This window comes from Wolbachia endosymbiont (group A) of Anomoia purmunda, from assembly GCF_947251545.1.
GTDB lineage: Bacteria > Pseudomonadota > Alphaproteobacteria > Rickettsiales > Anaplasmataceae > Wolbachia.
This window is the reverse complement of the sequence record NZ_OX366362.1, coordinates 471,018-495,614: the sequence shown is the minus strand read 5'-3', so window position 1 is coordinate 495,614 and position 24,597 is coordinate 471,018. Positions and strand designations below refer to the sequence as shown.

At 35.1% G+C, this 24,597-nt stretch carries 25 protein-coding genes, 2 tRNA genes and 2 pseudogenes; 11 read left to right on the top strand and 18 right to left on the bottom strand.

The window, feature by feature from the left end; all coding sequences use genetic code 11:
• Positions 1–28: 28 nt before the first annotated feature.
• The 12 genes from rplL to OPR57_RS02535 form a co-directional block, all read right to left on the bottom strand.
• Positions 29–430: a 50S ribosomal protein L7/L12 gene (gene rplL, locus OPR57_RS02590; protein WP_265037167.1), complete on the bottom strand. Its 402-nt coding sequence runs from the start codon at positions 428–430 to the stop codon at positions 29–31.
• A gap of 26 nt (positions 431–456) precedes the next feature.
• On the bottom strand, positions 457–975 hold the full coding sequence (gene rplJ / locus OPR57_RS02585) for a 50S ribosomal protein L10 (RefSeq protein WP_265037164.1): 519 nt from the start codon (positions 973–975) through the stop codon (positions 457–459).
• A 12-nt stretch (positions 976–987) separates the two neighbouring features.
• The gene (gene rplA / locus OPR57_RS02580; protein ID WP_265037162.1) at positions 988–1,641 is read right to left on the bottom strand and encodes a 50S ribosomal protein L1; all 654 of its coding nucleotides are present in this window, start codon (positions 1,639–1,641) and stop codon (positions 988–990) included.
• 4 nt (positions 1,642–1,645) lie between these two features.
• Entirely contained in the window at positions 1,646–2,086 is a 441-nt protein-coding gene (locus OPR57_RS02575) for a 50S ribosomal protein L11 (protein ID WP_265037160.1), read from the bottom strand.
• A complete protein-coding gene (nusG, locus tag OPR57_RS02570) occupies positions 2,083–2,925 on the bottom strand; it encodes a transcription termination/antitermination protein NusG (RefSeq protein ID WP_265037158.1) in 843 nt (280 codons plus the stop codon). The genes OPR57_RS02575 and nusG overlap by 4 nt, the downstream gene beginning before the upstream one ends.
• On the bottom strand, positions 2,915–3,115 hold the full coding sequence (gene secE, locus OPR57_RS02565) for a preprotein translocase subunit SecE (RefSeq protein ID WP_265037156.1): 201 nt from the start codon (positions 3,113–3,115) through the stop codon (positions 2,915–2,917). The genes nusG and secE overlap by 11 nt, the downstream gene beginning before the upstream one ends.
• A gap of 19 nt (positions 3,116–3,134) precedes the next feature.
• Positions 3,135–3,207 (bottom strand) — tRNA-Trp (locus tag OPR57_RS02560).
• 13 nt (positions 3,208–3,220) lie between these two features.
• Positions 3,221–4,393 carry an elongation factor Tu gene (tuf, locus tag OPR57_RS02555; RefSeq protein ID WP_265037154.1) on the bottom strand — a complete coding sequence of 391 codons (1,173 nt, stop codon included), beginning with the start codon at positions 4,391–4,393 and terminating at the stop codon, positions 3,221–3,223.
• Between the two features lie 11 nt (positions 4,394–4,404).
• Positions 4,405–6,480 (bottom strand): elongation factor G, encoded by a 2,076-nt coding sequence (fusA, locus tag OPR57_RS02550; RefSeq protein WP_265037153.1) that lies wholly within the window; start codon positions 6,478–6,480, stop codon positions 4,405–4,407.
• Positions 6,481–6,501: 21 nt separating this feature from the next.
• A complete protein-coding gene (rpsG, locus tag OPR57_RS02545) occupies positions 6,502–6,981 on the bottom strand; it encodes a 30S ribosomal protein S7 (protein WP_265037151.1) in 480 nt (159 codons plus the stop codon).
• A gap of 5 nt (positions 6,982–6,986) precedes the next feature.
• On the bottom strand, positions 6,987–7,361 hold the full coding sequence (gene rpsL / locus OPR57_RS02540) for a 30S ribosomal protein S12 (RefSeq protein WP_006279787.1): 375 nt from the start codon (positions 7,359–7,361) through the stop codon (positions 6,987–6,989).
• A gap of 475 nt (positions 7,362–7,836) precedes the next feature.
• Positions 7,837–8,121 carry a hypothetical protein gene (locus OPR57_RS02535; protein ID WP_265037149.1) on the bottom strand — a complete coding sequence of 95 codons (285 nt, stop codon included), beginning with the start codon at positions 8,119–8,121 and terminating at the stop codon, positions 7,837–7,839.
• Positions 8,122–8,130: 9 nt separating this feature from the next.
• Here OPR57_RS02535 and OPR57_RS02530 point away from each other — a divergent pair, with 9 nt between their 5' ends.
• The 3 genes from OPR57_RS02530 to OPR57_RS02520 all read left to right on the top strand — a co-directional run bounded on the left by OPR57_RS02530 (position 8,131) and on the right by OPR57_RS02520 (position 12,683).
• Positions 8,131–8,283: a hypothetical protein gene (locus tag OPR57_RS02530; protein ID WP_265037147.1), complete on the top strand. Its 153-nt coding sequence runs from the start codon at positions 8,131–8,133 to the stop codon at positions 8,281–8,283.
• Between the two features lie 660 nt (positions 8,284–8,943).
• The gene (gene polA, locus OPR57_RS02525) at positions 8,944–11,511 is read left to right on the top strand and encodes a DNA polymerase I (RefSeq protein ID WP_265037145.1); all 2,568 of its coding nucleotides are present in this window, start codon (positions 8,944–8,946) and stop codon (positions 11,509–11,511) included.
• 50 nt (positions 11,512–11,561) lie between these two features.
• Positions 11,562–12,683, top strand: a complete 1,122-nt coding sequence (locus OPR57_RS02520) for a hypothetical protein (protein ID WP_406831639.1) — start codon at positions 11,562–11,564, stop codon at positions 12,681–12,683.
• A gap of 36 nt (positions 12,684–12,719) precedes the next feature.
• Here the strand turns inward: OPR57_RS02520 and OPR57_RS02515 are convergent, their stop codons facing one another.
• The 4 genes from OPR57_RS02515 to OPR57_RS02500 all read right to left on the bottom strand — a co-directional run bounded on the left by OPR57_RS02515 (position 12,720) and on the right by OPR57_RS02500 (position 15,075).
• Positions 12,720–13,499 carry an exodeoxyribonuclease III gene (locus OPR57_RS02515; protein WP_265037140.1) on the bottom strand — a complete coding sequence of 260 codons (780 nt, stop codon included), beginning with the start codon at positions 13,497–13,499 and terminating at the stop codon, positions 12,720–12,722.
• Positions 13,499–14,206 (bottom strand): uroporphyrinogen-III synthase, encoded by a 708-nt coding sequence (locus OPR57_RS02510; RefSeq protein WP_265037139.1) that lies wholly within the window; start codon positions 14,204–14,206, stop codon positions 13,499–13,501. Before OPR57_RS02510 ends, OPR57_RS02515 begins: the two co-directional genes overlap by 1 nt.
• Before the next feature lie 243 nt (positions 14,207–14,449).
• Positions 14,450–14,920, bottom strand: coding sequence for a hypothetical protein (locus OPR57_RS02505; protein ID WP_265037137.1), 471 nt, complete (start codon positions 14,918–14,920; stop codon positions 14,450–14,452).
• 70 nt (positions 14,921–14,990) lie between these two features.
• A tRNA-Leu gene (locus tag OPR57_RS02500) sits at positions 14,991–15,075 on the bottom strand.
• A gap of 62 nt (positions 15,076–15,137) precedes the next feature.
• On the opposite strand from OPR57_RS02500, the gene tldD reads away from it, so the two are divergent.
• Positions 15,138–16,556, top strand: coding sequence for a metalloprotease TldD (gene tldD, locus OPR57_RS02495; RefSeq protein ID WP_265037136.1), 1,419 nt, complete (start codon positions 15,138–15,140; stop codon positions 16,554–16,556).
• Between the two features lie 123 nt (positions 16,557–16,679).
• Here tldD and OPR57_RS02490 read toward each other — a convergent pair whose 3' ends face one another.
• The gene (locus OPR57_RS02490; protein ID WP_406831627.1) at positions 16,680–17,876 is read right to left on the bottom strand and encodes an IS4 family transposase; all 1,197 of its coding nucleotides are present in this window, start codon (positions 17,874–17,876) and stop codon (positions 16,680–16,682) included.
• 431 nt (positions 17,877–18,307) lie between these two features.
• On the opposite strand from OPR57_RS02490, the pseudogene OPR57_RS02485 reads away from it, so the two are divergent.
• From OPR57_RS02485 to OPR57_RS02460, 6 genes and pseudogenes are all read left to right on the top strand, one after another.
• Positions 18,308–19,169 (top strand): annotated as a pseudogene (locus OPR57_RS02485) (IS982 family transposase).
• Positions 19,170–19,182: 13 nt separating this feature from the next.
• Positions 19,183–19,382 (top strand): annotated as a pseudogene (locus OPR57_RS07775) (terminase gpA endonuclease subunit); the annotation flags it as partial.
• Positions 19,372–19,587: a gpW family protein gene (locus tag OPR57_RS02475; protein ID WP_265037134.1), complete on the top strand. Its 216-nt coding sequence runs from the start codon at positions 19,372–19,374 to the stop codon at positions 19,585–19,587. The pseudogene OPR57_RS07775 and the gene OPR57_RS02475, both read left to right, overlap by 11 nt.
• Entirely contained in the window at positions 19,584–19,877 is a 294-nt protein-coding gene (locus tag OPR57_RS02470) for a hypothetical protein (RefSeq protein ID WP_265037133.1), read from the top strand. Before OPR57_RS02475 ends, OPR57_RS02470 begins: the two co-directional genes overlap by 4 nt.
• Before the next feature lie 68 nt (positions 19,878–19,945).
• Positions 19,946–21,139, top strand: a complete 1,194-nt coding sequence (locus tag OPR57_RS02465; protein WP_406831635.1) for an IS4 family transposase — start codon at positions 19,946–19,948, stop codon at positions 21,137–21,139.
• Between the two features lie 45 nt (positions 21,140–21,184).
• Positions 21,185–21,664 (top strand): hypothetical protein, encoded by a 480-nt coding sequence (locus OPR57_RS02460; RefSeq protein WP_265037131.1) that lies wholly within the window; start codon positions 21,185–21,187, stop codon positions 21,662–21,664.
• Positions 21,665–21,931: 267 nt separating this feature from the next.
• Here OPR57_RS02460 and OPR57_RS02455 read toward each other — a convergent pair whose 3' ends face one another.
• Positions 21,932–22,879 (bottom strand): IS110 family transposase, encoded by a 948-nt coding sequence (locus OPR57_RS02455; protein WP_265035888.1) that lies wholly within the window; start codon positions 22,877–22,879, stop codon positions 21,932–21,934.
• 460 nt (positions 22,880–23,339) lie between these two features.
• On the opposite strand from OPR57_RS02455, the gene OPR57_RS02450 reads away from it, so the two are divergent.
• Positions 23,340–24,491 carry an SWIM zinc finger family protein gene (locus OPR57_RS02450; RefSeq protein WP_265037129.1) on the top strand — a complete coding sequence of 384 codons (1,152 nt, stop codon included), beginning with the start codon at positions 23,340–23,342 and terminating at the stop codon, positions 24,489–24,491.
• Positions 24,492–24,597 lie beyond the last annotated feature (106 nt).

Here is a 24,597-nt window from a genome sequence, read left to right as displayed (position 1 = left end):
TATCAATATAAAATTAATACATTAAATATTATTCAAGCTCCACTTTAGTTGCTCCTGCTTCAATAAGTTTTTGCTTGATTTTTTCTGCTTCGTCTTTAGGAACATTAGCAGTCAAATCTTTAGGTAAAGATTCAACCAACTCTTTTGCCTCTTTTAAACCCAATGTAGAATTAACCTCTCTCACAGCTTTAATAACTCCTATTTTTTTACTCGCATCAATTTCTTTAATCACAACTTTATACTCAGCTTTTTCTTGAGCAGCAGGAGCAGCAGCATTATCACCAATAGGCGCCCCAGCACCAACAGCTCTACCAAGAAAAGAACCAGCAGGCAACCCTATTTTCTCTTCTAGAACTTTTACAAGTTCAGAAGCCTCTAATAGGTTTAAAGATAATATTTTATCAACCAAATCACTTGTTACATTACTCATAATTACCACCTTACTTAACAACAAATTTATTTTTTAGAACTATAATAATCCAAAACTCTCATAAGCCTCATAGAAGATAAATTAATAGACAACGCTAACCGAGCAGGAATATCATAAGATATTAAACGCATAATTTTAACACGCAATTCATCCAGAGAAGGCAACTTAGCCAGTTTATTAACATCTTCCACTGTTAACAATTCATTTAAATGAGCTGCGCAAATCACAGAAATTTTTTCTTTGTTAGCATTAGTAAAATCAACTATTAATTTTGCAGCTTCTACTATGCCACTAGAGTATATAATAGCAACAGGACCAGAAAATTTGCCTAATAAATAAGAAAATTTACCAGTCCTTTCCAAAGCCAAGCGCGCTAGAGTGTTTTTAACTACTAATACCCCACCTGCTATAGACTTCAGGCTATTCCTCAGAGTTAATGAATCATTAGCATTTATAGATTTAAAATTTACTAATATCAAGAAATCATTATTTACAAATACGTTTATTGTGCTCTGTATAAATTCATCCTTATTTTTACGCTTCACGGTATCACTCCCTTAAATTATATCTTCCACTTTGCCTATCTTATAAGCTTTACCCATAGTTGAATTTAAAAAAACACCCTTAAAGTAAATTCCTTTCGCAGAAATAGGTTTATTATCTTTAATTACTTTAAGAAAGGCTTTTAAATTTTCTAGCAAGTCATCAACATCAAATTTAATATTTCCTAATTTACCATGAATAACACCATTTTTATCTGTTCTAAATTTTACCTGACCAGACTTAATGGTTTTAATAGCTTCTGCAATGTTAGAAGTCACAGTACCAAATTTAGGGTTAGGCATCAGCCCTTTAGCACCCAATACTTTTGCAATAGGAGTGATTTTTGCCATAAAATCAGGAGTAGTAATGCACCAATCAACATCTAACTTTCTACCTTTTTTTATTTCTTCAACTAAATCCTCTCCTCCTGCAATATCAGCACCAGCTTTTTCAGCTTCTAATAAATGTTTATCTTGAGCGAAAACAGCTACTTTAATATTCTTCCCGATACCTTTAGGCAAAACTACTGTACCACGCACCTGCTCTTCAGATTTACGTGAATCTACGCCTAAATTGACCGCAATATCAACTGATTCATTAAATTTTGCTGAAGCAGACTCAACAATCTTTTCCAAACACTGCTTAGGATTATCATTATATGTATTCATTTACCTAACCTTCCACAACTTCTATACCCATAGATTTTGCAGTGCCTACAACCATTTTCACTGCTGAATCTTCATTATCCACTTTCATATCAACCATCTTGCACTTTGCCACTTTAATTATAGCAGACATAGGTAATTTAGCCACTAATTCTTTACCAGGATTACCAGAACTTTTACTTAATTTAGTCTCCTGCTTAAGTAAATAAGCCACAGGCGGACCGCTGACAGTAAAATCATGAGAGCGATCATCCTTTATGGAAATTCGCACTGTTACTAAATCGCCTACTTTATAATTAGCGTTAGCAGCACTAGTAACTTTATTAAAAGCTTCACAAAACTTAGGAACAGGTATACCACGTGGACCAAGTACTGAAGCAATTTTTGGTCCTGGAACTGCTTTCCCAGCTTCCATAAGTAAGTTAATCTTAGCAACTACAACACTCATAATTCATCCTCTATTTTCTCTACTTGAGCCAGACCAAACTCCATTATTGTCGGCTTACCAAAAATTGATACTTCCACACTAATAATTTTTTTCTCATCGTTTACCATATTTACCTTACCAGTAAAATTTTGAAAAAGACCATCATTAATTTTCACTTTTTCACCTTTTTCATAACCATAACCTAACTTCTTTGTCTCTTGAGCATTATAAAGTGCACTACACATTGAGTGAATCTCATCATCCAAAATCACCTTTGGAATATTACCATTTTTCAAAAATCCATAAACCTTAAGAGATTTTGGTATATTATTGATAAAATTCAATACTTCATCGCATAAATTCACGTATAAAAAGACATAACCAGGAAAGCATTTCCTTCGTGTAGCAATTTTCTTAGATTTCAACTCTAGTTCACTTAGCTCTTCATATGGAATAAAAACTTTCTTAAAGTAATCATTAACACCCAATCTCATAGAATTTTCCAATATATGTTGGCGCACTTTCTCTTCACAATTGGAAGCAACTCTCAAGATATACCATTTATATCTATTAAATTCTTTACACTTTAAACTTATCTCATCATCTGAAATCATCTCAAAATCACCAGATTCGCCACTGCAGAATCCAGGCGTTTGACTCAAAATATTTTTGCTTTCATCACACAGATGCATATATACATACACTTCACATAATTCTTTTATATCAGACTTTGAATTACATACCGTTTGATAAGGAATAAACACTTCCTTAAAATAAACAGCATTACTTACCAATTCGCGTATGTTTTGCTCATATCCATAATCAACTTTAATGATATACCATTTATATTCACATTCCATAAATAATTCCAAATAAAGCCTTAATTACGTAAAGAGACATAAAATCCACAAAACAGAAGAAAATCGAAAAGCATAATATAACAATCATTACAACAAATAGAGATGACAACACCTCCTGTTTCTTTACCCAAGCAATTTTTCGTATTTCTTGCTTTATATCACAGAAAAAACCACACAAACTTTTTAACATTTCCACCACAACATTAATGCAGGAGCGATAGGAATTGAACCTACAACCTCTGGTTTTGGAGACCAGCGCTCTACCAATTGAGCTACACTCCTATAACTCAAACTCTCACTCCAAAATTTCAGAAACAACACCAGAACCAACAGTTCTACCGCCTTCTCTTATCGCAAAACGCAATCCCTTATCCATTGCTATCGGTACTTGCAATTCTACTTCTACACTCACATTATCTCCCGGCATTACCATCTCCTTCCCATCTAGCAATTTTATGCTCCCAGTTACATCCGTTGTCCTTAAATAAAACTGTGGCTGGTAATTCGCAAAAAATGGTGTATGCCTTCCTCCTTCCTCTTTCTTTAATATATAAACCTCCGCCTTAAACTTTCTATGTGGCGTTATCGTCCCCGGTTTTGCTAATACTTGCCCTCTCTCCACTTCTTCTCTTTTTGTTCCTCTTAACAATATTCCTACATTGAGTCCTGCACTTCCTTTATCCAGCAACTTCTTAAACATTTCTACACCTGTGCATATCGTCTTTTGCGTTCCCTTCAGACCTATTATCTCTATCTCTTCTCCCGTCTTTATCTCTCCCTTCTCTATTCTTCCTGTTACTACCGTTCCTCGCCCCGATATCGAAAATACATCTTCGATTGGCAATAAAAATGGTAAATCCACAGGCCTTGGTGGAACCGCTACATATTCATCTAACTTTTCCATCAATTTGTCTATTGATTTCTTTCCATATTCGCTGCTGTCATCCTCCAGCGCCTTGAGTGCTGAACCAACTATCACAGGCACTTCATCCCCTGGAAATCCGTATTTACTCAGCAATTCCCTCACTTCCATTTCTACTAAATCTATCATATCAGCATCAGCAACATCAGCTTTATTTATATACACCACGATATATCCAACACCCACTTGCTTCGCCAGCAATATATGCTCTCTCGTTTGTGGCATTGGCCCATCAACCCCTGACACTACCAATATCGCCGCATCCATCTGTGCTGCACCTACTATCATGTTCTTTACATAGTCAGCATGTCCAGGACAATCAACGTGTGCATAATGCCTTTTTTCCGTCTGATACTCAACATGCGCTGTTGCTATCGTTATCCCCCTCTTCCTTTCTTCTGGCGCTTTATCTATCTGATCATACGCTACAAAATTTCCATAATGCTTCGTTATCGCCGCTGTCAACGTTGTCTTCCCATGATCCACATGTCCTATTGTTCCCACATTTACATGCGGCTTTCCAAATGCTTCCACTACTGCTGTCATAATTATTACCCTTAATTATACTTTAACTTTAACTCATCAACCACATATTGTGGCACTTGCTCATAACAAGAAAAATGCATACTATACTGCGCCCTTCCCTGAGACATAGAACGCAAAACGTTGATATAACCAAACGTATTTGCAAGAGGTACCGAAGCAGTAATTATTTTACTATTATTACCTAAATCGAGCATATCAGCAACATTTCCTCTTCTACTATTTATATCACCCATAACATCACCCATATATTCTTCAGGAGTAATGATTTCAACTTTCATTATAGGCTCCAGCATTTTTGGACCAGCTTTATTTGCCATCTCTTTAAAAGCACCTTTAGCAGCAAGTTCAAAAGCTAAAGGACTAGAATCAACCTCATGAAAAGCACCATCAAGAAGGGTAGCCTTAAAATCAATCAACGGAAATCCCGAAATTATACCACCTTCTTTTATCAACTCCAAGCCATTTTCTACCCCAGGAATATACTCTTTTGGAATAGCACCACCTACAATTTTACTTTCAAATTGAAACCCAGAACCAGGCTCAAGAGGTTCAAATTTTATTTTAACCTTAGCAAACTGACCAGCTCCACCAGATTGTTTTTTATGAGTGTAATCAATTTCAACAGATTTAGTGATCGTTTCACGATATGCAACCTGAGGAGCACCGACGTTAGCCTCAACGTTAAACTCGCGCTTCATTCTATCAACAATAATCTCAAGATGGAGCTCACCCATGCCTTTCAATATAGTCTGGCCGCTTTCCGCATTTACTGACATTCTCAAAGAAGGATCTTCTGCAACCAACCTATTTAGAGCAATACCTAATTTTTCCTGATCTGAAGTGGTTTTAGGTTCCACAGCAATTTCAATAACAGGCTCAGGAAATTCCATACGCTCCAATAATATAGGAAAATCAACAGAACATAAAGTATCTCCGGTGGTTGTTTTCTTTAGCCCAACTAAAGCAACTATATCTCCAGCCCTAGCCTCAGTTATATCTTCTCGGTTGTTTGCATGCATAAGTAACATTCTGCCAATCCCTTCAGTTTCGTTTTTTAACGCATTTGAAACGGTAGATTTAGACTTTAATTTACCAGAATAAATACGGATAAACGTCAAGCTGCCTACAAATTTATCCGTCATCACTTTAAATGCAAGAGCAACAAATTTCTCTTTTTCTGAAGGTTTGACCTCAATTTTCTTTTCTAAATCTTTAGGATCAATTCCAACAATTACATCAACATCAATAGGAGAAGGTAAAAAGTCAACCACACCATCTAAAAGTGGTTGTACGCCTTTGTTTTTAAAAGCTGATCCACATAATACAGGAACAAATTTTCCTTTAATGGTCCCATTTCTCACGCATTTTTTCAGTAAATCCACTGGCAAATCATTAGACTCAAAGTAAGTATTCATCGCTTCATCATCCATCTCAGCTGCAGCATCTAATAAAAGATTTCGATATTCTTGAGCCTTATCAAGCAAATCAGAAGGAATATCTTCATAAGAAAATTTAGCGCCCAACGTTTCTTCTTGCCATATAATGGCTTTCATAGAAATAAGGTCAATTATACCTTTGAAATCTTTCTCACTCCCTATTGGTAAATAAACAACTAAAGGTGCTGCACCAAGCTTCGTCTTTATCATATCAACACATCGATAAAAATTTGCCCCTATTCTATCCATCTTATTAACAAAGCAGATACGAGGAACGCTATATTTATCAGCTTGACGCCAAACTGTCTCAGATTGAGGTTCAACTCCAGCAACTCCATCAAATACAGCAACTGCACCATCCAAAACCCTTAAAGATCTCTCAACTTCAATAGTGAAATCAACGTGACCAGGAGTGTCTATTATATTGACCCTATGACCATTCCAAAAACATGTTGTTGCAGCAGATGTGATTGTAATACCACGCTCTTTTTCCTGCTCCATCCAATCCATAGAAGCTGCACCATCGTGCACTTCACCAATTCTATTTTGCTTACCAGTATAAAATAAAATACGCTCTGTTGTGGTAGTCTTACCAGCATCTATGTGAGCCATTATCCCTATATTTCTGTATTTAGATATCCCAATTTCCATATCACAATTAATTAGCTAACATTAAAAACGAAGATGAGAAAATGCCTTATTAGCTTCAGCCATTTTATATTTTTCTTCGCACATCTTAAACGCACCACCGCGTTTATTATAAGCATCCAGTATTTCAGATTGCAAACAATCAACAGTGGTTTTTCCACTCTTTTTTCGAGCAGCAGAAGTTGCTTTAGCAATCCACCTTAACGCTAAAGAAACCGCTCTATCTTGTCGAACTTCAACAGGCACTTGATAAGTTGCACCACCAATGCGTCGAGAACGCACTTCTATAGAAGGAGTAACATTTCCTACTGCTGTTTCAAAAATTGATAACCCACCTTCGCCTATTTTCTTTTCAGCTAAAGACAAAGCGTCATAGATAATCTTTTCTGCAGTAGATTTTTTACCAGATTTCATGATTGTATTAATGAAACGCATCAGCAAAACACTGCCGTAACGCGAATCAGGACTTATTTCTCTTTTTTTTGCTTTATTCCGACGAGCCATAAACTTTAACCAGATTTCTTTACACCATATTTTGAACGAGCTTTCTTTCGATTTTGCACACCACGGAGATCAAGGGCACCTCTTATTATGTGATAACGCACACCTGGCAAGTCTTTAACCCGCCCACCACGTATCAAAACAACAGAGTGCTCTTGTAAATTATGACCTTCACCAGGTATATAAGCTGTCACTTCACCATACCCACTAATTTTTACTCTGGCTACTTTACGGAGTGCTGAGTTAGGCTTCCTAGGAGTTGTAGTATACACCTTAGTGCAAACACCTCTCCTTTGAGGGTTGCTTTCTCCCAAAGCTGGTACCTTTTTCTTATGGGTCAATCCTAATCTACCCTTACGTATTAATTGATTTATCGTAGGCATATGTTATAAACTCAAGCTCATTAAAATAACTAAGTTTTTAGTTATAAAATAATAAACCTCAATAGTCAATATAAAAATAAACATTACTACTCTAATAATTAAGCTCAACTGCTTTGAAAGCCATCAGTAGACTTCTTGCATAACCATATAATGAACTTTTATTGGGAATAGAAACGAAAAAACTTCCTTGACACCCTTCGCCAGCTCCCTTATCATGACAGTGAAGCTATTTCATTTAACTTCGCAATCTGTGCAGATTAAAACGACAAGAAAACTTGTATTTGGCGTACTATGCTTAATTTTTTGCACTATGTGTACCTTATGTCTTTATCAAATTTCTAGGTTTTTACCTATATAAGCTGAAACGCGCCTATAAAGCGTTCAAGACATCACCCAACGTCAAATTTTAAAATAGAGAGTGAATAACTAGCTACTGCGGGTTTTCTATGCCTTTTTTTTCTGCCTGGTAAATTTCTTAAATATTAAAGCTAAGGTTAGTTGCATTTAAAAGCAGCTTAATCTTGCTTGTCAAGCGTTTAAAACATAAAAAACGCCAATATTTTAAAGCGGATAATAACCCCAGGGCTTTTTTTGCCTTTTTTTTATTTGGTAAATTTCTTAAACATTTATAGTTGTAATTTAAGAGCCCGTAAAGGGTGTCATTCCAGTGCTTGACACTGCTCTCCTTTGTCATCCCAGTGCCCAGACACTGGGATCTAGTTTTCCATATGATTCCATCAAGAACGTTGTGTTTTAACATAACACTTTTATGCTTACCAACCCAGTGTCCAATCAAAATTCCTGGATCCCAGTGTCTGGGCACTGGGATGACACCATCATAAAGGAACCAGTGTCAGCTACTGGGATGACACCATTCTTTTTCCTGGATCCAAGTAGTCAGGGCACTGAAATGACACCATAGGGGCACTGCCGTCATAAAGGAACCAGTGTCAGCTACTTGAATGACATCATAGGGGCGCTGGCCTGACAACCGTCATGCCGCTGCTTGTTAGCGGCTAAGAGATACCGCGATTCATTCGCGGTATGACGGTTCGCGGTGGCATGACGATAAGCTCGTCATCCCGCTACGTGTTAGCGGGATCTATGCTAATACCAATTCTCACTATTAACCCGAATTCTGGATTAGATTTTAGGTAAATCATTGAAAGTCTTGACTTTTTTAATTAAATTTGATCAAATTTAAAAATAGCGATTTATTACCTACTTGACACAGATTTGATTTCATTTAAAATAGCTAAACTATTGAAATTCTTGAATTTTACTAAATTAGTAACTAATCTTGAAATACTTACTGCTTTATCGTAAATGCTAAAACAATAAGCTATTGATATTCTTGTTTTTTTAATCTCTAATCCAGAATTCGGGTGAGAAATACATTTCCCCGCTTCGATTGGGTAAAATATGAATTTCTTCTACTAGGTTTTGATATTACATATGTGTACATCCCCATCATGAATGCTATTTTCGGTAAAATCTCTTACAACGCTCAAAAGCAGAAAAACAAAAACTTGATTTTCTCAGCTAAATAGTGGACCATCAAAAGCACGCATAAATATCTACAATGAAAGAAAAAACTTTCACAATCATCGATGGCTATGGTTTTCTTTTCAGAGCTTACTATGTACTACCTCACTTAATTACCACAACAGGAATGCCAATAGGTGGTGTATATGGCTTTCTGAATATGGTTCTTAAGTACATTGCCCATTCGGACTACTTAACTATAGCACTTGATGCAGGGAAAAAGAATTTTAGGCACAATTTATATCCTGAGTACAAAGCGAATAGAGTAACGCCTCCTGAGGATCTAACTCCACAGTTCACCATACTGAGGGAAGCGGTAGAAGCTTTTAACCTCAGCTATGAAGAAATTGAAGGTTATGAAGCAGATGACATAATCGCAACACTAGCTGCAAAATACGCCAACCACCAAGACTTTAAAGTGGTAGTCGTTTCATCAGATAAAGATTTGTTTCAACTCTTGAACCACAATATTTTAATATTCGACCCCATTAAAAATATATATATAGATGAAAAACAAATAGTAGAAAAATTTGGTGTAAACTCACACAAGCTTCTTGATTTATTTTCTCTAACTGGTGATGCATCCGATAACATTCCAGGAGTTCCAGGAATAGGCCCAAAAACTGCCACTAAATTATTAGATGAATTTGATTCATTGAATAATATTATAGAGAACATTGATAACATCGAGCAAACGAGGATTCGTAATATTCTTACCGAACATAAGGAAAAAGCATTGATTTCAAGAGAACTTTTATCACTATGCGAAAAAGTAGACCTTCAACATGATATTGCAAAATATGAAGTCCATTCTCCAAATATGGAGAAACTATTATCCTTTTTAAAGAAGTATGAATTCAATTCCTTAATAGGTAAAATGGAAAAGCTTTTTTCTTACAATGGATCCAGCACAGAAGAAAAAATAGAGTATAGTAGTGAAGAGTTAGAGAAATTTTTGGAGCATTGTAGATATGAAGGCAAAATTGCAATTCATTGCCACCTTGAAAACAATGTATTAAGTCTATCTTATAGCGAAAGTAATATTTTTTATATAGAGCAAGACAGCATACAAGATGCACTCATTATAATTAACTCAACTTTGCTCTCAAATGGGGTGCTTAAAATAATACATAACATTAAAGAGATCAGGAAAATCTTCCCTGCAGTAGAGAAGATGTTAGATTCAGTTGATGATTTGATGATAATGTCGTATAGCTTGGATACAGGAAAGCATGATCACAGTATTCCAAACATAGTTGCGCATAATTTGAGTGAAAATGCAGAAATTTTCTCGGCAAAAACTTTAATAGCAATTCATGAAAAGCTAAAGCAAAGGTTATTTCAGGAAAAATTGTTCACAATTTACGAGCGCTTCGATAAGCCACTTATGAAAGTAATATTTGATATGGAGAAAAATGGGATATTACTGAACATACAAAAATTACAGGAGCTGTCCGATAAATTTCAGCAGGTAATTGCCGTGCTTGAAGATGAGATATATAATTTGGCAGGAGAAAGATTTAATATTGCTTCGCCAAAACAATTAAGTGATGTTTTGTTCAACAAAATGGGGCTTAATAAAAAGAAAAAGTCAAAAAAATCTGGATCGTATAGCACCAATTATGAAGTTCTAGAGGCACTCGAAGAAGAAGGGGTAGAAATCGCAAGTAAAATCTTAAATTGGCGACATTTAAGTAAATTAAAAGGCACCTACACTGATGCATTAATAAAGCAAGTTGATCCACTTGATGGTAGAATACACACAAGCTTTTCAACGACTGCAACTGCAACTGGAAGGCTGAGCTCCAGCAATCCTAATTTACAGAACATTCCTATCAGAAGCGAAGAGGGAAATCTTATCAGACAAGCATTTATTGCGCCAAAAGGGCATAAGATAATTTCTGCTGACTATTCGCAAATAGAATTGAGACTCCTGGCACACGTTGCAGACGTTGCAGCATTTAAAGAAGCTTTTGCAAACGGACAAGATATTCATGAGATCACCGCTAGGCAAGTTTTTGGAGTGCAAGAAATAGATGAGCAATTAAGACGCAAAGCAAAATCCATCAATTTTGGAATTATATATGGCATTAGCCCATTTGGTCTTGCAAAGCGGCTTGGAATTACCATTGCGGAAGCTGCTGAATACATTAATTACTATTTTTACTGTTACCCAGAAATAAAGGCCTATATGAAAAAAGCAGTGTCTATCGCAAGATTGCAAGGTTATGTAGAAACTTTGTTTGGCAGGAGATGCTTTGTAAGAGACATAAACAATACAATTCCTTATATAAGACAATTTGCAGAAAGGGCAGCAATAAACGCACCACTGCAAGGCACCGCCGCTGATATAATAAAACGTGCGACAATTCAGCTTTTTGACCAATTGAAAGTAGGTAAAATAATCCTCCAGGTTCATGACGAATTGCTTGTTGAAGTGGAAGAGAGCAGAGTGCGAGAAACAGCAAAACTTGTGAAAAATATAATGGAAGGTGTAGTAGAAATTTCTATACCACTTGAAGTAGAAATAAAAGTTGGCGACAACTGGGCTCTTAATTATGACTTAAACATCGTGGATTCTAAGAGTATAGATTATTTGAATTAATATGAAAAATATGCTACAATTGAAGTATAGTAAATGTGAGTAACTCAGTTATGACAAAAATATTAACTCCACAAACAAAGAATTTGGAACCTTCAAATCAGGTAACTAACAAAGATGAGAAAATTTTTGAAAAAGAGGAATATCAGGCAATCTATCGTGCTTTCCTAGATACTTTAAAAAATCCAGAAAATCTAGAAAAGCAAACGAAACAGGAAAGAGAAAAGAAGAAACAGAAATTGAAAGAAGAACTTTCAGATAAAGAAAAACAAAAATTACATCGTGATCTGGAGTCATTAAACAAACAATTAAAGCGATTACAGAATAGAAATGAAAAGAAAATTTTTACTTTTATATCAAAAAATCATGAAGGTATATTCAATAATATTAATCAAGAAGATATAAAGTTACTAAGTGAAGAAAACTTTTGTCAGCTTTTACTTTCCATATTTGAAAAAATTAGAGAAGAAAATTTAGCTAATGAAGAGAATTTAAAGAATGGTAAAATAGAAAAAGTAGTAGCTAAGTGTGTAGCTGATATACGGGGTACAGAAGCTAAAGATTCATTCATAAAGCTTCCCGGGTGGCTGTTTGGAATAAAGGTAAATCCTAAAAACTTTTTTAGCTCTTTTATGAATGGGATGAAAGAAAAAATACCATTCTTAAGTAAAGATAAAAAAGAGGAGGATGAGCCACCGCTCAGTGATGAAGAGATGGCAACAACGTTCTTAAGCAAGATCTTTTTTCCTGTCCTTCTTTCCACTATTCCAATGTTAATTTTTGGTCCTACTACACTCGGAGTAGCTCTTACTGCTTTCGGCACAATATTTGCCGTAAAGAGAGGAGTTGAAGTTCTTTTTTCAAATAATAAAAAAGGTACTTTATATGACCCACGAGATGAAAAGGAAAGAAAAGAATGGGATAATGAAATTAGCGATGGTATCAATAAAATTTTAGGAACCTCAGTCAAGAAAGCTAAAGGAAGTGAGCAACTTATTTCTGTTTCTGAGAAAGTTTCCCAGGAAAATGAAAAGAGTGAACAACAACCTGTCCCTGAGCAAATTTCCCAGAGAAACAACAGGGAAAACGAAGAAAGTAAGCAGTCTACTGTACTTAAACAAGTTACTTTAGATCAGCAAAAAACCACAGTGCAGCAACCAAGTAAGACTACCTAAGTTTGCCAAAAAGTGAGTTGTGTAAGAGATCTACTATTATTCTATAACGCATACAACAGGAGTATGATCAGATGGATTTTCTAGCTTACGCAATCTATCATCTGTGTAACATGTTTCCAATTTATCTACAGCTTGTGGCGATAATAGCATATAATCTATTCGCATTCCTTGATTATTTCTGAGTGAATTGCCTTGATAATGCCACCAAGTGAATTGTTGCAAATCTGGGTAAGATACTCTAAACGCGTCTTTAAACCCAAGATTCAAGATTGCTCTTAACTTCTCACGTTCTTTTATATGAAAGCACACTTGGCCATTCAATAAATTTGAATCAAAAACATCAATTTCATCCAGTGCAACATTATAATCGCCAGCTATAATAGTTAACTCTTCATTCTTCAACAAAGTGCTCATCCTTTCATATAGGTTATCAAAAAACTTGAGTTTATATTCAAATGCGTGAGAGTCCGGGCTTTGACCGTTTGGCACGTATACACTTCCTACCCTTATCTTACTATTGGTATACTTTATCACGCACTCTATATAACGTGCTTCTTGATGACTTTCCACAATGTCAATTTTAAACTTCTCCAGTATCGGATATTTAGATAAAACACAAACGCCATTTCTTGCAACTTTTCCATAGATAGCATATTCATATCCTAACTTTTCTATCTCCGCATAAGGAAATTGCTCTTCCGTACATTTTATCTCTTGCAGCAAAATTATATCTATCTGACTGTCAACTATAAAACTACAAAGTTGGTTAACTCTTTTACGTATGGAGTTTACATTCCAAGTTGCAATCTTTAGCATCAACAATCCTTATTAATTATATCAATTAAACTCTCCCCTGTAGGCAACCTCGATGTTATAATTTTTTTCCATTTGATTAACTTTAAACTATCAGCAATGTTTTTACTCATGGTATATGCAACTGTATTATTCATCACATGAGATAGCCCACTTTTTAGAACTAATGAACAAAATACCCTTGCTGTCTGTGAGGAAAAAAAAGCAACACTATCAATTTTACCATCCAACAGCAAATTTTTACACCTATTAGTTAGACTCCTTTTAATAATTGTTTTATAGAGTACAACTTCTCTTACGTTAAAATCTTCCTCAGATAATCTCTTTTTTAGGTCACATGATACTTCTTGTCCCCTTATATACAAGAACTTTATTGCGTTTGAATAATGAGCTTTTATGAATGATATCAGACCATCAACGTTGCTGTCTGCTGAGATTATATCAGAAAATCCCAAATTTTTTGCAGCCTGCATGGTTGAATTACCAACTGTAATAATCGGAAAGTCATCCTCTTTGCATATTTGACTAAAAGCCTTTACACTGTTTTTACTTGTAGATATCACAACATCAAATTCGTACGCAGATATATCAGGATTTAAGTACTTTATTGTGAATACTGGTTCTATAAAAACTTTGTATCCATACTTTCTCAATATATTTCTTGTATTGAATGAGTCCAATAAAGGCCTCGTTAATAAAATAGACTTCATTCTGATTTATTTCACTACTAGTAAAATAATACTCTTTATACACAAATTACTGAATAAAAATTTTTATTTTGATAGCTTGAGCAACTATTCAAGTAATTGATGTTGAAATGAGGATACTCAGTCCCCTATTTACCACTAAGCTTTAAATTCTCTTATACTTTTTTAATGCTAATTACGTTGAACTCTTTTGAATGGCTTCCTTCAGTGGAATGATATAGCTAATATTCCTGTATAAGTTAATACTTAAGCTGCTCCTGCAGCTCGGGAGTGGTCATCAGTAGATTTTTCTGCCTGTGATTCACTAATCATAGTCCGAACGATATTAGTTGCCATAAAGGCACAGCCTAGAATAAAAAAGGCAGTAGAAACAAAAGGAATGATAGAAGATTCGAGAGGCAATATAGATGCAATTCCTCCTATTAAAAACGAAACGTTAGATGTAATATCAAGACAGATCTTTGTTAGTTTTTTTTGTCCTGCTACACCAAGTTGCTTCTGTAGGAAATGATCATTTAGTGACCATATATTTAAAGCAAACGAAAGTGCACTGAATATAGTGCCGGCAATACTAAAATACAGACTTAAGACAGGAATATTTAAGACCAATGCCGCTATGTATCCAATAAAAGAGATAGTAGATAGTGTAGTAACTAAGCGTTTCGAGTAAGTTCGTACCTTCTTTCTGTAGGCTAACTTATCTTTTTCACTGTACATAGCATAAATATTACCTAATACATTATGTTATAGCATTAATTAATTCAACAAGCAATATGGAAGCTAAGAGTGCCCGAGAGAAGACTTGAACTTCCACAACTTAAAAAGTTACTAGCACCTGAAGCTAGCGCGTCTACCAATTCCGCCACCCGGGCTTTTTATAGTTTACTATGTTAAAGTTAAATAATATACTTAAACAATTTTTAGTTCAAAGGTAATGCCAAATCTAGATCAAATATTTTTCGCTCAAAACAATGTTAATATTAATAACGTATATAAAATAGTCAATAACGCTTTGAGCAATAGCGATGGTGGTGAGCTGTTTCTAGAATTTTGCCAGTCGGAGTCCCTGCTTTTTGAGGATAACATATTAAAACACATGGACTTGAATACTAGAAGGGGATTTGGTTTAAGGTCTTTTTGTGAGGATAGTACATCTTTCGTTTGTTCTTCTGAGATCAGCGAAAAAGAAATTAGTAATGCTGCTTCTATGGTAAAAAGCTCAGTGTCTTTAAACAAGACAAATTCAATAAATTTAAACGAAGAGACAAAAAGCCTATATTCGAGGATTAACCCTATAAATGAAATGGATCTGAATTCAAAGATTAAGCTACTCAATGAGGTTAATGAGTATGTAAGGTCCAAAAATAACTGCGTGAAGCAAGTAAAAATAACTCTAAGTGGAGAATGGCAAGTTGTACAAATAATAAAGGGTGATCACAGATTAAGCGATATCAGGCCTCTGGTACGTTTTAATGTGCTAGTTATTGTAGAAAAAGATGGCCGTACCGAAAGAGGTTCTGCAGGGCATGGTGGAAGGGACTCTTATAGTAAGTTTATTTCTGAGAAAAAGTGGAAAGAAGTTGCAAACCAAGCGTTAGAACAAGCACTGGTAAATCTTGAAGCAATTCCAACTCCAGCTGGAGAAATGACAGTCGTTTTAGGTTCAGGCTGGCCAGGAATATTGTTACACGAAGCTGTGGGTCATGGACTTGAGGGCGATTTTAATCGCAAAGGGGTCTCAGCATTTTCAAATTCTGTGGGTAAACAAGTAGCAGCTAGTGACATCACAGTAGTTGATGACGGAACTCTGCCTAATTTGCGTGGCTCTATCAGCGTAGACGATGAAGGCACTCCACCCAGTTATAATATATTGATAGAGAATGGGATCCTCAAAGGATACATGCAGGATCATATGAACGCTAAACTCATGGGTGTAAATCCAACTGGTAATGGTAGAAGAGAAAGTTATAAAGAAGTTATTATGCCGCGCATGACAAACACCTATATGCTGCCTGGAAAACATACACCGGAGGAAATAATATCTAGCGTAAAGAAAGGTCTATATGCAGTAAATTTCGGTGGTGGACAGGTTGATATAACGTCAGGAAAATTTGTTTTTTCATCTTCGGAAGCTTACCTAATAGAAAATGGCAAAATTACACAGCCAGTCAAAGGAGCAACACTAATTGGTGACGGTCCAACAGTGTTGAAAAAAGTATCTATGGTCGGCAATGACTTAAAGTTAGATCCTGGTGTTGGCACATGCTCGAAAGATGGACAAAATGTGCCGGTTGGAGTTGGTCAGCCGACACTCAAAGTCGACGCAATAACTGTTGGTGGAACTGAGATATAGATAAAGGCTAAAACGGATTCCAGCGCACGGCGCACAATTGTACAAACATTGTAGCCGTTATTCAAGTAGCCCGGAGAAAAGAAAAAACTTGCTTGACACCCTTCGCCAGCCATACGCGTCAAGTTAAGAAGCAAGGGTAAGAAAATTCAATGAACTTAAGGTGGATACTCTAGTTTTTCTATATCTATCTTTCACAGAAAATTGTGACCAGTCTGTGGTAAGTTTTTTCAGGAAAATTCTCAAATTATTAATTTTACTGCTTAACGCTAAAAACAACTCCCTAATCCTTCTTTTTAATTCAATGAATGCCTTTGTTAAACTCAGCTCTGTATTCTCTTTCAGTTTTATACAACCAACTATTCCATGAAATATAAGAATTGCGCACAATTTAGCGTATAGTTCACATAATACTCTGTATGGTTTTCCTTTAAGTTCGTCAAGCCTGATGTGACTCTTATACAATTTAAATAATAATTCAATCTGCCATCTTACCCTGTAAACTGTTAATACTTGTTCAGCGCTGATTTTACTCTCTGGAACGTTAGTTATGAATATCGACCAATCCAGCAATTTTTGATTCTTTTGAGAAGATGTATATCCATGTGATTTTGCTAACTTATTAGCCCTTCTTCTTCTAATTATAGACTGTTCTTCAGTTAATTTTTGACATATAATTCTCACTTTAATTTTTACTTCTTTTCCTAATAGCACTTCCATCTCTAGAAGGGATTGACCTTCTAAACATTCCAACAACTCTATTTTTTGATTTGTTTCTATATCATATATATTGGTATCAGACTTATAACGACTAACAAAATATGCACCTGCTTCATCAATCTGTTTAAAAGAACTAGGCACAAAGTAGCACAAATCAAATATTAGCAAATCATTGGCTGATAAACCGTTCAGATAATCCCTATAACCTTGATCCGACCTTATTCCTTCTATTAAATTTAACTTATCTAGCGCTTGGTTCAGGTAATCAAAGACTAACTGCAGCTTTATTCCTGATTTGGTATTACTCTCACAATCTCTATAGCTACTCCCATATCCTTTGTACATATCTTCCATGCTACTGGGCAGGCTAATATAATCCAAACCCTGTTTTGTAATTTCTATCGAGTCTTCATTTAGCAATTGGCACATTGTTTCTATGCTGCAATCACCAACTCCTATGTTACCAAAAACCATAGCTTTTATGAATGATGAGCCATTAAGTTTTCTCTTTCTTTTTATAAAACCTACTGCAATTGATATTTCGTCTGCTTTTTCATTAAAGAATTCATTGAGGTCTTTTGATAAGCAAGCTATTCTGTCCATTGTAAGTTCTCTCATTCACATATCCAAGAGAACTTATACCTTATTCTTTTCCTTCACTCTATCAATTTTACTTACACTTTTCCTTAACTTGACGCGTATGCTTCGCCAGCCCCCTTATCATGAAACTGAAGCTATTTATTTATCTTCGCAATCTCTGCAGTGGATTAATGACAAAAAAACTTAATGTATTTGGCGTAAATCATGCTTAATTTTTTGCACTATGTGTACCTCATGTCTTTATAAAACTTTTAGGTTTCTACCTATACAAGCCGAAACGCGCTTATAAAGCGTTTAAGACAGTAAAAGACGTCAAATAGACAAGGGAGAATTTGAATGCTAGCTACTACACGCGAATTCTGGATTAAAGGAGAATAGAAAAGGCAGAAAACAGGGTAAACTCAGCAGTTATAAAAAAATAGATGAGGTTACCCATGGAAGATATAACAAAACTGTTTTGTTTGGTCGATGATTTTTGCAGAGATATAGAGAAAAATTTTGCAGGTAAACTACTGCCAAATGGTAAAAAACCCACAAGAACAACGGAAATTGAGCACTCCGAAATCATGACAATAATCCTGCTATATCAACAATCTCCGTGTAAAAATTTCAAAACTTTCTATCTACATTACCTAACGTTGCTCTACAAATCAGAGTTTCCAAAGTTGCCTTCATATACCAGGTTTGTTGCTCTAAAGCCTAGGTTTTTGTGGCATTTAGCAATGTTGTTGCATTGGCTTTGTGGACAGTCAGAAAACACTGGAATTTCATATATAGACACAACTCCCATTGCAGTTTGTCATGCAAAAAGAATATCCAAAAACAAAGTTTTTGCTGGAATTGCAAAATTAAGCAAGAGTACTTACGGCTGGTTTTTTGGTTTCAAATTACATATGGTAATCAATGAAAATGGTGAAATTCATGCACTTACGCTAACAAAAGGCAATGTTGATACCTGTGCCAAATCTGACGGAAAAATTAACCGGCCTTTTGTTTGGTGACAAAGGTTATATTGCAAAAGAGCTTTTTCAGAAGCTGTTTGACCGAGGTTTGAAACTTGTTACCAAGGTGAAAAAAGGTATGAAAAATGCATTAATTTCGCTAAATGAGAAGATTTTACTGAGAAAAAGGTCTATCATTGAGACTGTTTTTGGTTACCTAAAAAATAGACTAGAAATTGAACACACTCGCCATAGATCCCCTGTTAATTTTTTGGTTCATATCTTTTCTACTCTCATTTCCTATTCCATCAAATCCAAAAAGCCTTCTATTTCCTATACTTTCTTCCTTCCTTAATCCAGAATTCGCGTTAAAAGGATATACCAAACAAGAGTGGCAAAAGATAAGAGACCGAAATGAAGTATTAGATTGCAAAGTTTGCGCAAGAGCAGCATCGATAGCACTGGGGATTGATCGTTGGCCAGAAAGTAAATGGGAGAGTTTAGCAGGGGGAAAAAGCTAAAAAGAGTGAGAAAAAGTCAATGGTTAAGCGAGAAAAATGTACAGTGAAGAATACTTAGCACAAGTAGAAGAAGCGATCAAGAAGCTACAGAGCGGGGAAAGGGTTGTCTCAATTGCATACGGTGACCATGTGGTTAGGTATGGAGAAGTACAGATAAAAGATCTATTGGACTTAAGACAACGAATCAAGGCTGAGTTAAAAGTAGCAGGTGTGAAGCCAAAGCGAAGGATTGTGATTTCAATGAATATTTGACAAAATTAAGTGAAAATGTAATACCACATGTTAAGAGATTTATAACTAAAGGAAATAACATGGATATAAAAAAATTACAAAAAGAACTAGTTGAAAAAATTTTGTTGATTCCTACGGAAGCTGATAGTGAAGCTAGTGGTAAAGTAGCACTGGAGATTATCAATGAGTTAAAAGATCACATTAATGAGATCGTTGTTATTAATAATCAACAGTTTACAGTTTTAGATTGTGTGATTATTGCTGACAGTCAAGGTAATCATACGCGTCAAGTTAAGGAAAAGTGTAAGTAAAATTGATAGAGTGAAGGAAAAGAATAAGGTATAAGTTCTTCTTGGATATGTGAATGAGAGAACTTACAATGGACAGAATAGCTTGCTTATCAAAAGACCTCAATGAATTCTTTAATGAAAAAGCAGACGAAATATCAATTGCAGTAGGTTTTATAAAAAGAAAGAGAAAACTTAATGGCTCATCATTCATAAAAGCTATGGTTTTTGGTAACATAGGAGTTGGTGATTGCAGCATAGAAACAATGTGCCAATTGCTAAATGAAGACTCGATAGAAATTACAAAACAGGGTTTGGATTATATTAGCCTGCCCAGTAGCATGGAAGATATGTACAAAGGATATGGGAGTAGCTATAGAGATTGTGAGAGTAATACCAAATCAGGAATAAAGCTGCAGTTAGTCTTTGATTACCTGAACCAAGCGCTAGATAAGTTAAATTTAATAGAAGGAATAAGGTCGGATCAAGGTTATAGGGATTATCTGAACGGTTTATCAGCCAATGATTTGCTAATATTTGATTTGTGCTACTTTGTGCCTAGTTCTTTTAAACAGATTGATGAAGCAGGTGCATATTTTGTTAGTCGTTATAAGTCTGATACCAATATATATGATATAGAAACAAATCAAAAAATAGAGTTGTTGGAATGTTTAGAAGGTCAATCCCTTCTAGAGATGGAAGTGCTATTAGGAAAAGAAGTAAAAATTAAAGTGAGAATTATATGTCAAAAATTAACTGAAGAACAGTCTATAATTAGAAGAAGGGCTAATAAGTTAGCAAAATCACATGGATATACATCTTCTCAAAAGAATCAAAAATTGCTGGATTGGTCGATATTCATAACTAACGTTCCAGAGAGTAAAATCAGCGCTGAACAAGTATTAACAGTTTACAGGGTAAGATGGCAGATTGAATTATTATTTAAATTGTATAAGAGTCACATCAGGCTTGACGAACTTAAAGGAAAACCATACAGAGTATTATGTGAACTATACGCTAAATTGTGCGCAATTCTTATATTTCATGGAATAGTTGGTTGTATAAAACTGAAAGAGAATACAGAGCTGAGTTTAACAAAGGCATTCATTGAATTAAAAAGAAGGATTAGGGAGTTGTTTTTAGCGTTAAGCAGTAAAATTAATAATTTGAGAATTTTCCTGAAAAAACTTACCACAGACTGGTCACAATTTTCTGTGAAAGATAGATATAGAAAAACTAGAGTATCCACCTTAAGTTCATTGAATTTTCTTACCCTTGCTTCTTAACTTGACGCGTATGGTCAAGGTAATAATCCAAGAATAAGTGAAAGAGTGAGAGTAAATAATAGAACATTAAAAGAACTAGAAAATGCTATTAGAAACGTTGGAGGAAAAACATCAGAGGAATTGGGACAAGTACAAAATATTCACTATGGTCAAGATGAACTTCGTAGAGCTCTAACGCATGGCCTAGAGCAAGCACGACAAATTTTGGAAGACGGACAAAGAGAAATAATTCGTCGAATGGTAAGAGATTTAAGTCGTAATGTGGCTCATTGTGCCCTACTTGCAGGTTCATCCTACCTAGTCTATACATCTGGAATCAGAAATGATAATGATGAAGAGTTTTCAATGTCTAGGTGTTTAATAGGTATGGTTGGAATAGGGGTTTATACTATGTTGCAAGTACCACAGATCAGGGAATCGTTAGGAGAGTTCACTCTTGATGCACAAGAGAGACAAGCTTCTATGAGTTTAGAAAACGTCACTGTGCAGCCTAATATAGAAGAAAGACGATCAAGTTCACGTTAAATGTTGCTATTGCAATGGATAGGGGAGTTGTCAAAATTAAGTGAAAATGTTATAGTTGAAAGTTGGTATCAACTATGTTTTTTTAAAAATTTTTTATTTGTAGTTTTGCAACTTCATATGGGCAATAAAAACCCATTTGTTATAGAAACAGAATTTTGTATCAAACAGCCACCACAGCAATTTCTGCTTAAGTTAATGAATATGCGCTTTTAATGTGTGTGGACGCGCATATTCATTAACCAATTTCAGTTATTGCTATGTAAATTTTTAAATATGCAAATTAACTGCTTCTTTAAGCCTTGCATTAGCAATCACTATTATTTTACGCATTAGAGCTGTTATAGCCACCATCTTTTTCTTACCACTTTCAATAAGCTTAGAATAAAAGGCACCAAGTGCAGATTTGGACCTTGCAGCAGCCATGGCAGCTGTAAAAAGCTTTGAACGAACGTTACTTCTTCCACCTATAATCCTTCGGTAGCCAATAGCTTTACCACTTTCCTTAGGATGAGGCGCAACACCTGCAAGGCTTGCAATTTGCCTTTTATTTAAAGAACCAAGTTCCGGTATGAGACACAATAAACATTGAGAGGTTTTTCTACCTATTCCAGGGACTGTTTCAAGAATTTTTTGGCATCGTTGCAATTCAGGATTTTCATTGACTATTTTTTGTATAGCTTGATCAAGCTTTTCTACCTGGTTGTTGAGGAATTCAATAGCTTGTTGACAACTTTCCTTAATGTAATCATTTCCAGGAGTTTTTAGCCTATTCTTCTCTTGAACAAGCATTTTCGTAATATCGTCACGACGCTGACAAAGTGCAAACAAGGTGGTTTGTTCTTTTGAGATAGGTGTAAATAGCTGCAGATGTCCACAACGCTCAGAACCATATTGGGCAAGCGCTTTTGCATCAAGACTGTCGGTCTTTGCCAAAGTTCCATGAGATAGAATGAAGTTTTTAACTTGACGAGTATTAGCACGATGCACAGCAATGTTTCTATCAATAAGAAAATACAATAAGCCAAGCTCATAACCTCCTGTAGCTTCTAAAATTACCATGGAGTTGGGCAAGATATTTGAAAATTTTTGGTAGAATTGTTTCCAACCAACACAACTATTGTCAAATTTGATGACACCTTTTTGTTCATTAACTGCAGTAACAAATTCAAGTTTTCCGATATCAATGCCAATAAAATTTTGATAAGATGTAACCATAAAGAACCTCGAGAGTTTAAGTTAAAATTTAAGATTGTAAACGGGTGCATATATATGTCCCAAACAACTATTCAAACGTCTCGAAGGATAGGCTTGAGTACCTTGATATCTACGTATGTTATAATACTACCGTCTTACGGTCGCTCAAGCCTGGCGATAACCACATTTTTATAGAGTTATCTTCCTTCTTGCTTCTTTTTATATCACATTTCCAACTTACAACCGTCTTCCACGTGGCAGAACTTGTGCTAATACTGGTCGAGCTTTTGGTATTAAAATTAATGGTCACATAGTTACAGCTAAAGTTCATAGCTCAGCATATAAAATTCGTGCTCACCCATATAAAGTCGAAATTATACTTAATGAATTAAGTTCATCAGAACAACATACTATTCGCCAAATAATTGAAACTTCACCTTCTATACTATCTAAATTAATAAATAGGCAATTACCAACCAGCTTGTTTGATAAGCTTAATGATCTTGGGATTAAATTGTTTCCTTCAAATTGGGAAGAGATGAATGCAAATTGCAACTGTCCTGATTGGGCTATGCCTTGTAAACACATTGCTGCTGTAATTTATCTTATTGCTGCAGAAATTGATAAAAACCCCTTCATGATTTTTAATATTCATAATTGTAATTTGTCAGCACTTATCGATGATTTTGGGAATGGAAAATTAGAAAATGCTCAAAACATTTTAAAGATAGATGATATATTTAAGGCATGTTCTAAAATTAGAATACATAACCAAGCAATTTTAAATGATATTGATTTATCAACTATTCCTAACCTTTTTGATTGTATCAGTAGTATTTTAACAGATAATCCACTTTTTTTTGAAAAAAACTTCCATAATATTTTACAGGTAGCTTATAAGCACTGGCAAAAGTATCCTGCAGGAAAGTTAGTGTACTATCCAGCTTCTAAGAAGGAACTATCAGAAGAGGAGCTATTTATTAAAAGATGGGGAAATATTGAGAATTGGCAAACATTTCAACTATTCATTGATGATCAGCATTACCTTACTCAAGTGAGCAATGGTACAACTAATGTATTTATGCTAAGTAGAAATGTATTGAAAGATATAGCGCGATTTTTAAACGACATTCCTAATTCGTTACTTCACAGGCTTAATCCTGAACTTCGCTTCATGCATATGATTTCACAGTTTGCACATATGCTGATGGAAAAGTCAGCGCTAATACCACAAGTATTACAAAACAAAAGAGGAGAAATTATAATTAGGTGGATTCCGGCGTTGTTTAATGAGTCAGTTAAGGAAATTCATAGCAAGATATCATCTATTTGTCCGCCTCTATTGATTAAATATCAAGAAATCGCTATGGAACCAGAAGAACAAGTAAATGTTGCTATCTCTCTCATCCTTTTAGGGTATATAAAAGATAACTTTCCTGTACCTCTGGATAAGCATGGAGATAAAGACATCTTTGGATTATTCTTTACTGGAAGACCATACAAGTTTACTGAGTTTAGCAACAAGGAAATTGTAAGTTGGAAATGTGATATAAAAAGAAGCAAGAAGGAAGATAACTCTATAAAAATGTGGTTATCGCCAGGCTTGAGCGACCGTAAGACGGTAGTATTATAACATACGTAGATATCAAGGTACTCAAGCCTATCCTTCGAGACGTTTGAATAGTTGTTTGGGACATATATATGCACCCGTTTACAATCTTAAATTTTAACTTAAACTC

Coding starts and splice junctions, on each gene's coding strand:
- rpsL (WP_006279787.1), bottom strand. CDS start 7,361: ATGCCTACGATAAATCAATTAATACGTAAGGGTAGATTAGGATTGACC.
- OPR57_RS02505 (WP_265037137.1), bottom strand. CDS start 14,920: ATGTACAGTGAAAAAGATAAGTTAGCCTACAGAAAGAAGGTACGAACT.
- tuf (WP_265037154.1), bottom strand. CDS start 4,393: ATGACAGCAGTAGTGGAAGCATTTGGAAAGCCGCATGTAAATGTGGGA.
- tldD (WP_265037136.1), top strand. CDS start 15,138: ATGCCAAATCTAGATCAAATATTTTTCGCTCAAAACAATGTTAATATT.
- OPR57_RS02515 (WP_265037140.1), bottom strand. CDS start 13,499: ATGCTAAAGATTGCAACTTGGAATGTAAACTCCATACGTAAAAGAGTT.
- rplL (WP_265037167.1), bottom strand. CDS start 430: ATGAGTAATGTAACAAGTGATTTGGTTGATAAAATATTATCTTTAAAC.
- OPR57_RS02490 (WP_406831627.1), bottom strand. CDS start 17,876: ATGGACAGAATAGCTTGCTTATCAAAAGACCTCAATGAATTCTTTAAT.
- OPR57_RS02455 (WP_265035888.1), bottom strand. CDS start 22,879: ATGGTTACATCTTATCAAAATTTTATTGGCATTGATATCGGAAAACTT.
- OPR57_RS02530 (WP_265037147.1), top strand. CDS start 8,131: ATGCTTACCAACCCAGTGTCCAATCAAAATTCCTGGATCCCAGTGTCT.
- rpsG (WP_265037151.1), bottom strand. CDS start 6,981: ATGGCTCGTCGGAATAAAGCAAAAAAAAGAGAAATAAGTCCTGATTCG.
- OPR57_RS02520 (WP_406831639.1), top strand. CDS start 11,562: ATGACAAAAATATTAACTCCACAAACAAAGAATTTGGAACCTTCAAAT.
- OPR57_RS02465 (WP_406831635.1), top strand. CDS start 19,946: ATGGACAGAATAGCTTGCTTATCAAAAGACCTCAATGAATTCTTTAAT.
- OPR57_RS02510 (WP_265037139.1), bottom strand. CDS start 14,206: ATGAAGTCTATTTTATTAACGAGGCCTTTATTGGACTCATTCAATACA.
- polA (WP_265037145.1), top strand. CDS start 8,944: ATGAAAGAAAAAACTTTCACAATCATCGATGGCTATGGTTTTCTTTTC.
- rplA (WP_265037162.1), bottom strand. CDS start 1,641: ATGAATACATATAATGATAATCCTAAGCAGTGTTTGGAAAAGATTGTT.
- OPR57_RS02575 (WP_265037160.1), bottom strand. CDS start 2,086: ATGAGTGTTGTAGTTGCTAAGATTAACTTACTTATGGAAGCTGGGAAA.
- nusG (WP_265037158.1), bottom strand. CDS start 2,925: ATGGAATGTGAATATAAATGGTATATCATTAAAGTTGATTATGGATAT.
- fusA (WP_265037153.1), bottom strand. CDS start 6,480: ATGGAAATTGGGATATCTAAATACAGAAATATAGGGATAATGGCTCAC.
- secE (WP_265037156.1), bottom strand. CDS start 3,115: ATGTTAAAAAGTTTGTGTGGTTTTTTCTGTGATATAAAGCAAGAAATA.
- OPR57_RS02535 (WP_265037149.1), bottom strand. CDS start 8,121: ATGTTAAAACACAACGTTCTTGATGGAATCATATGGAAAACTAGATCC.
- OPR57_RS02475 (WP_265037134.1), top strand. CDS start 19,372: ATGTACAGTGAAGAATACTTAGCACAAGTAGAAGAAGCGATCAAGAAG.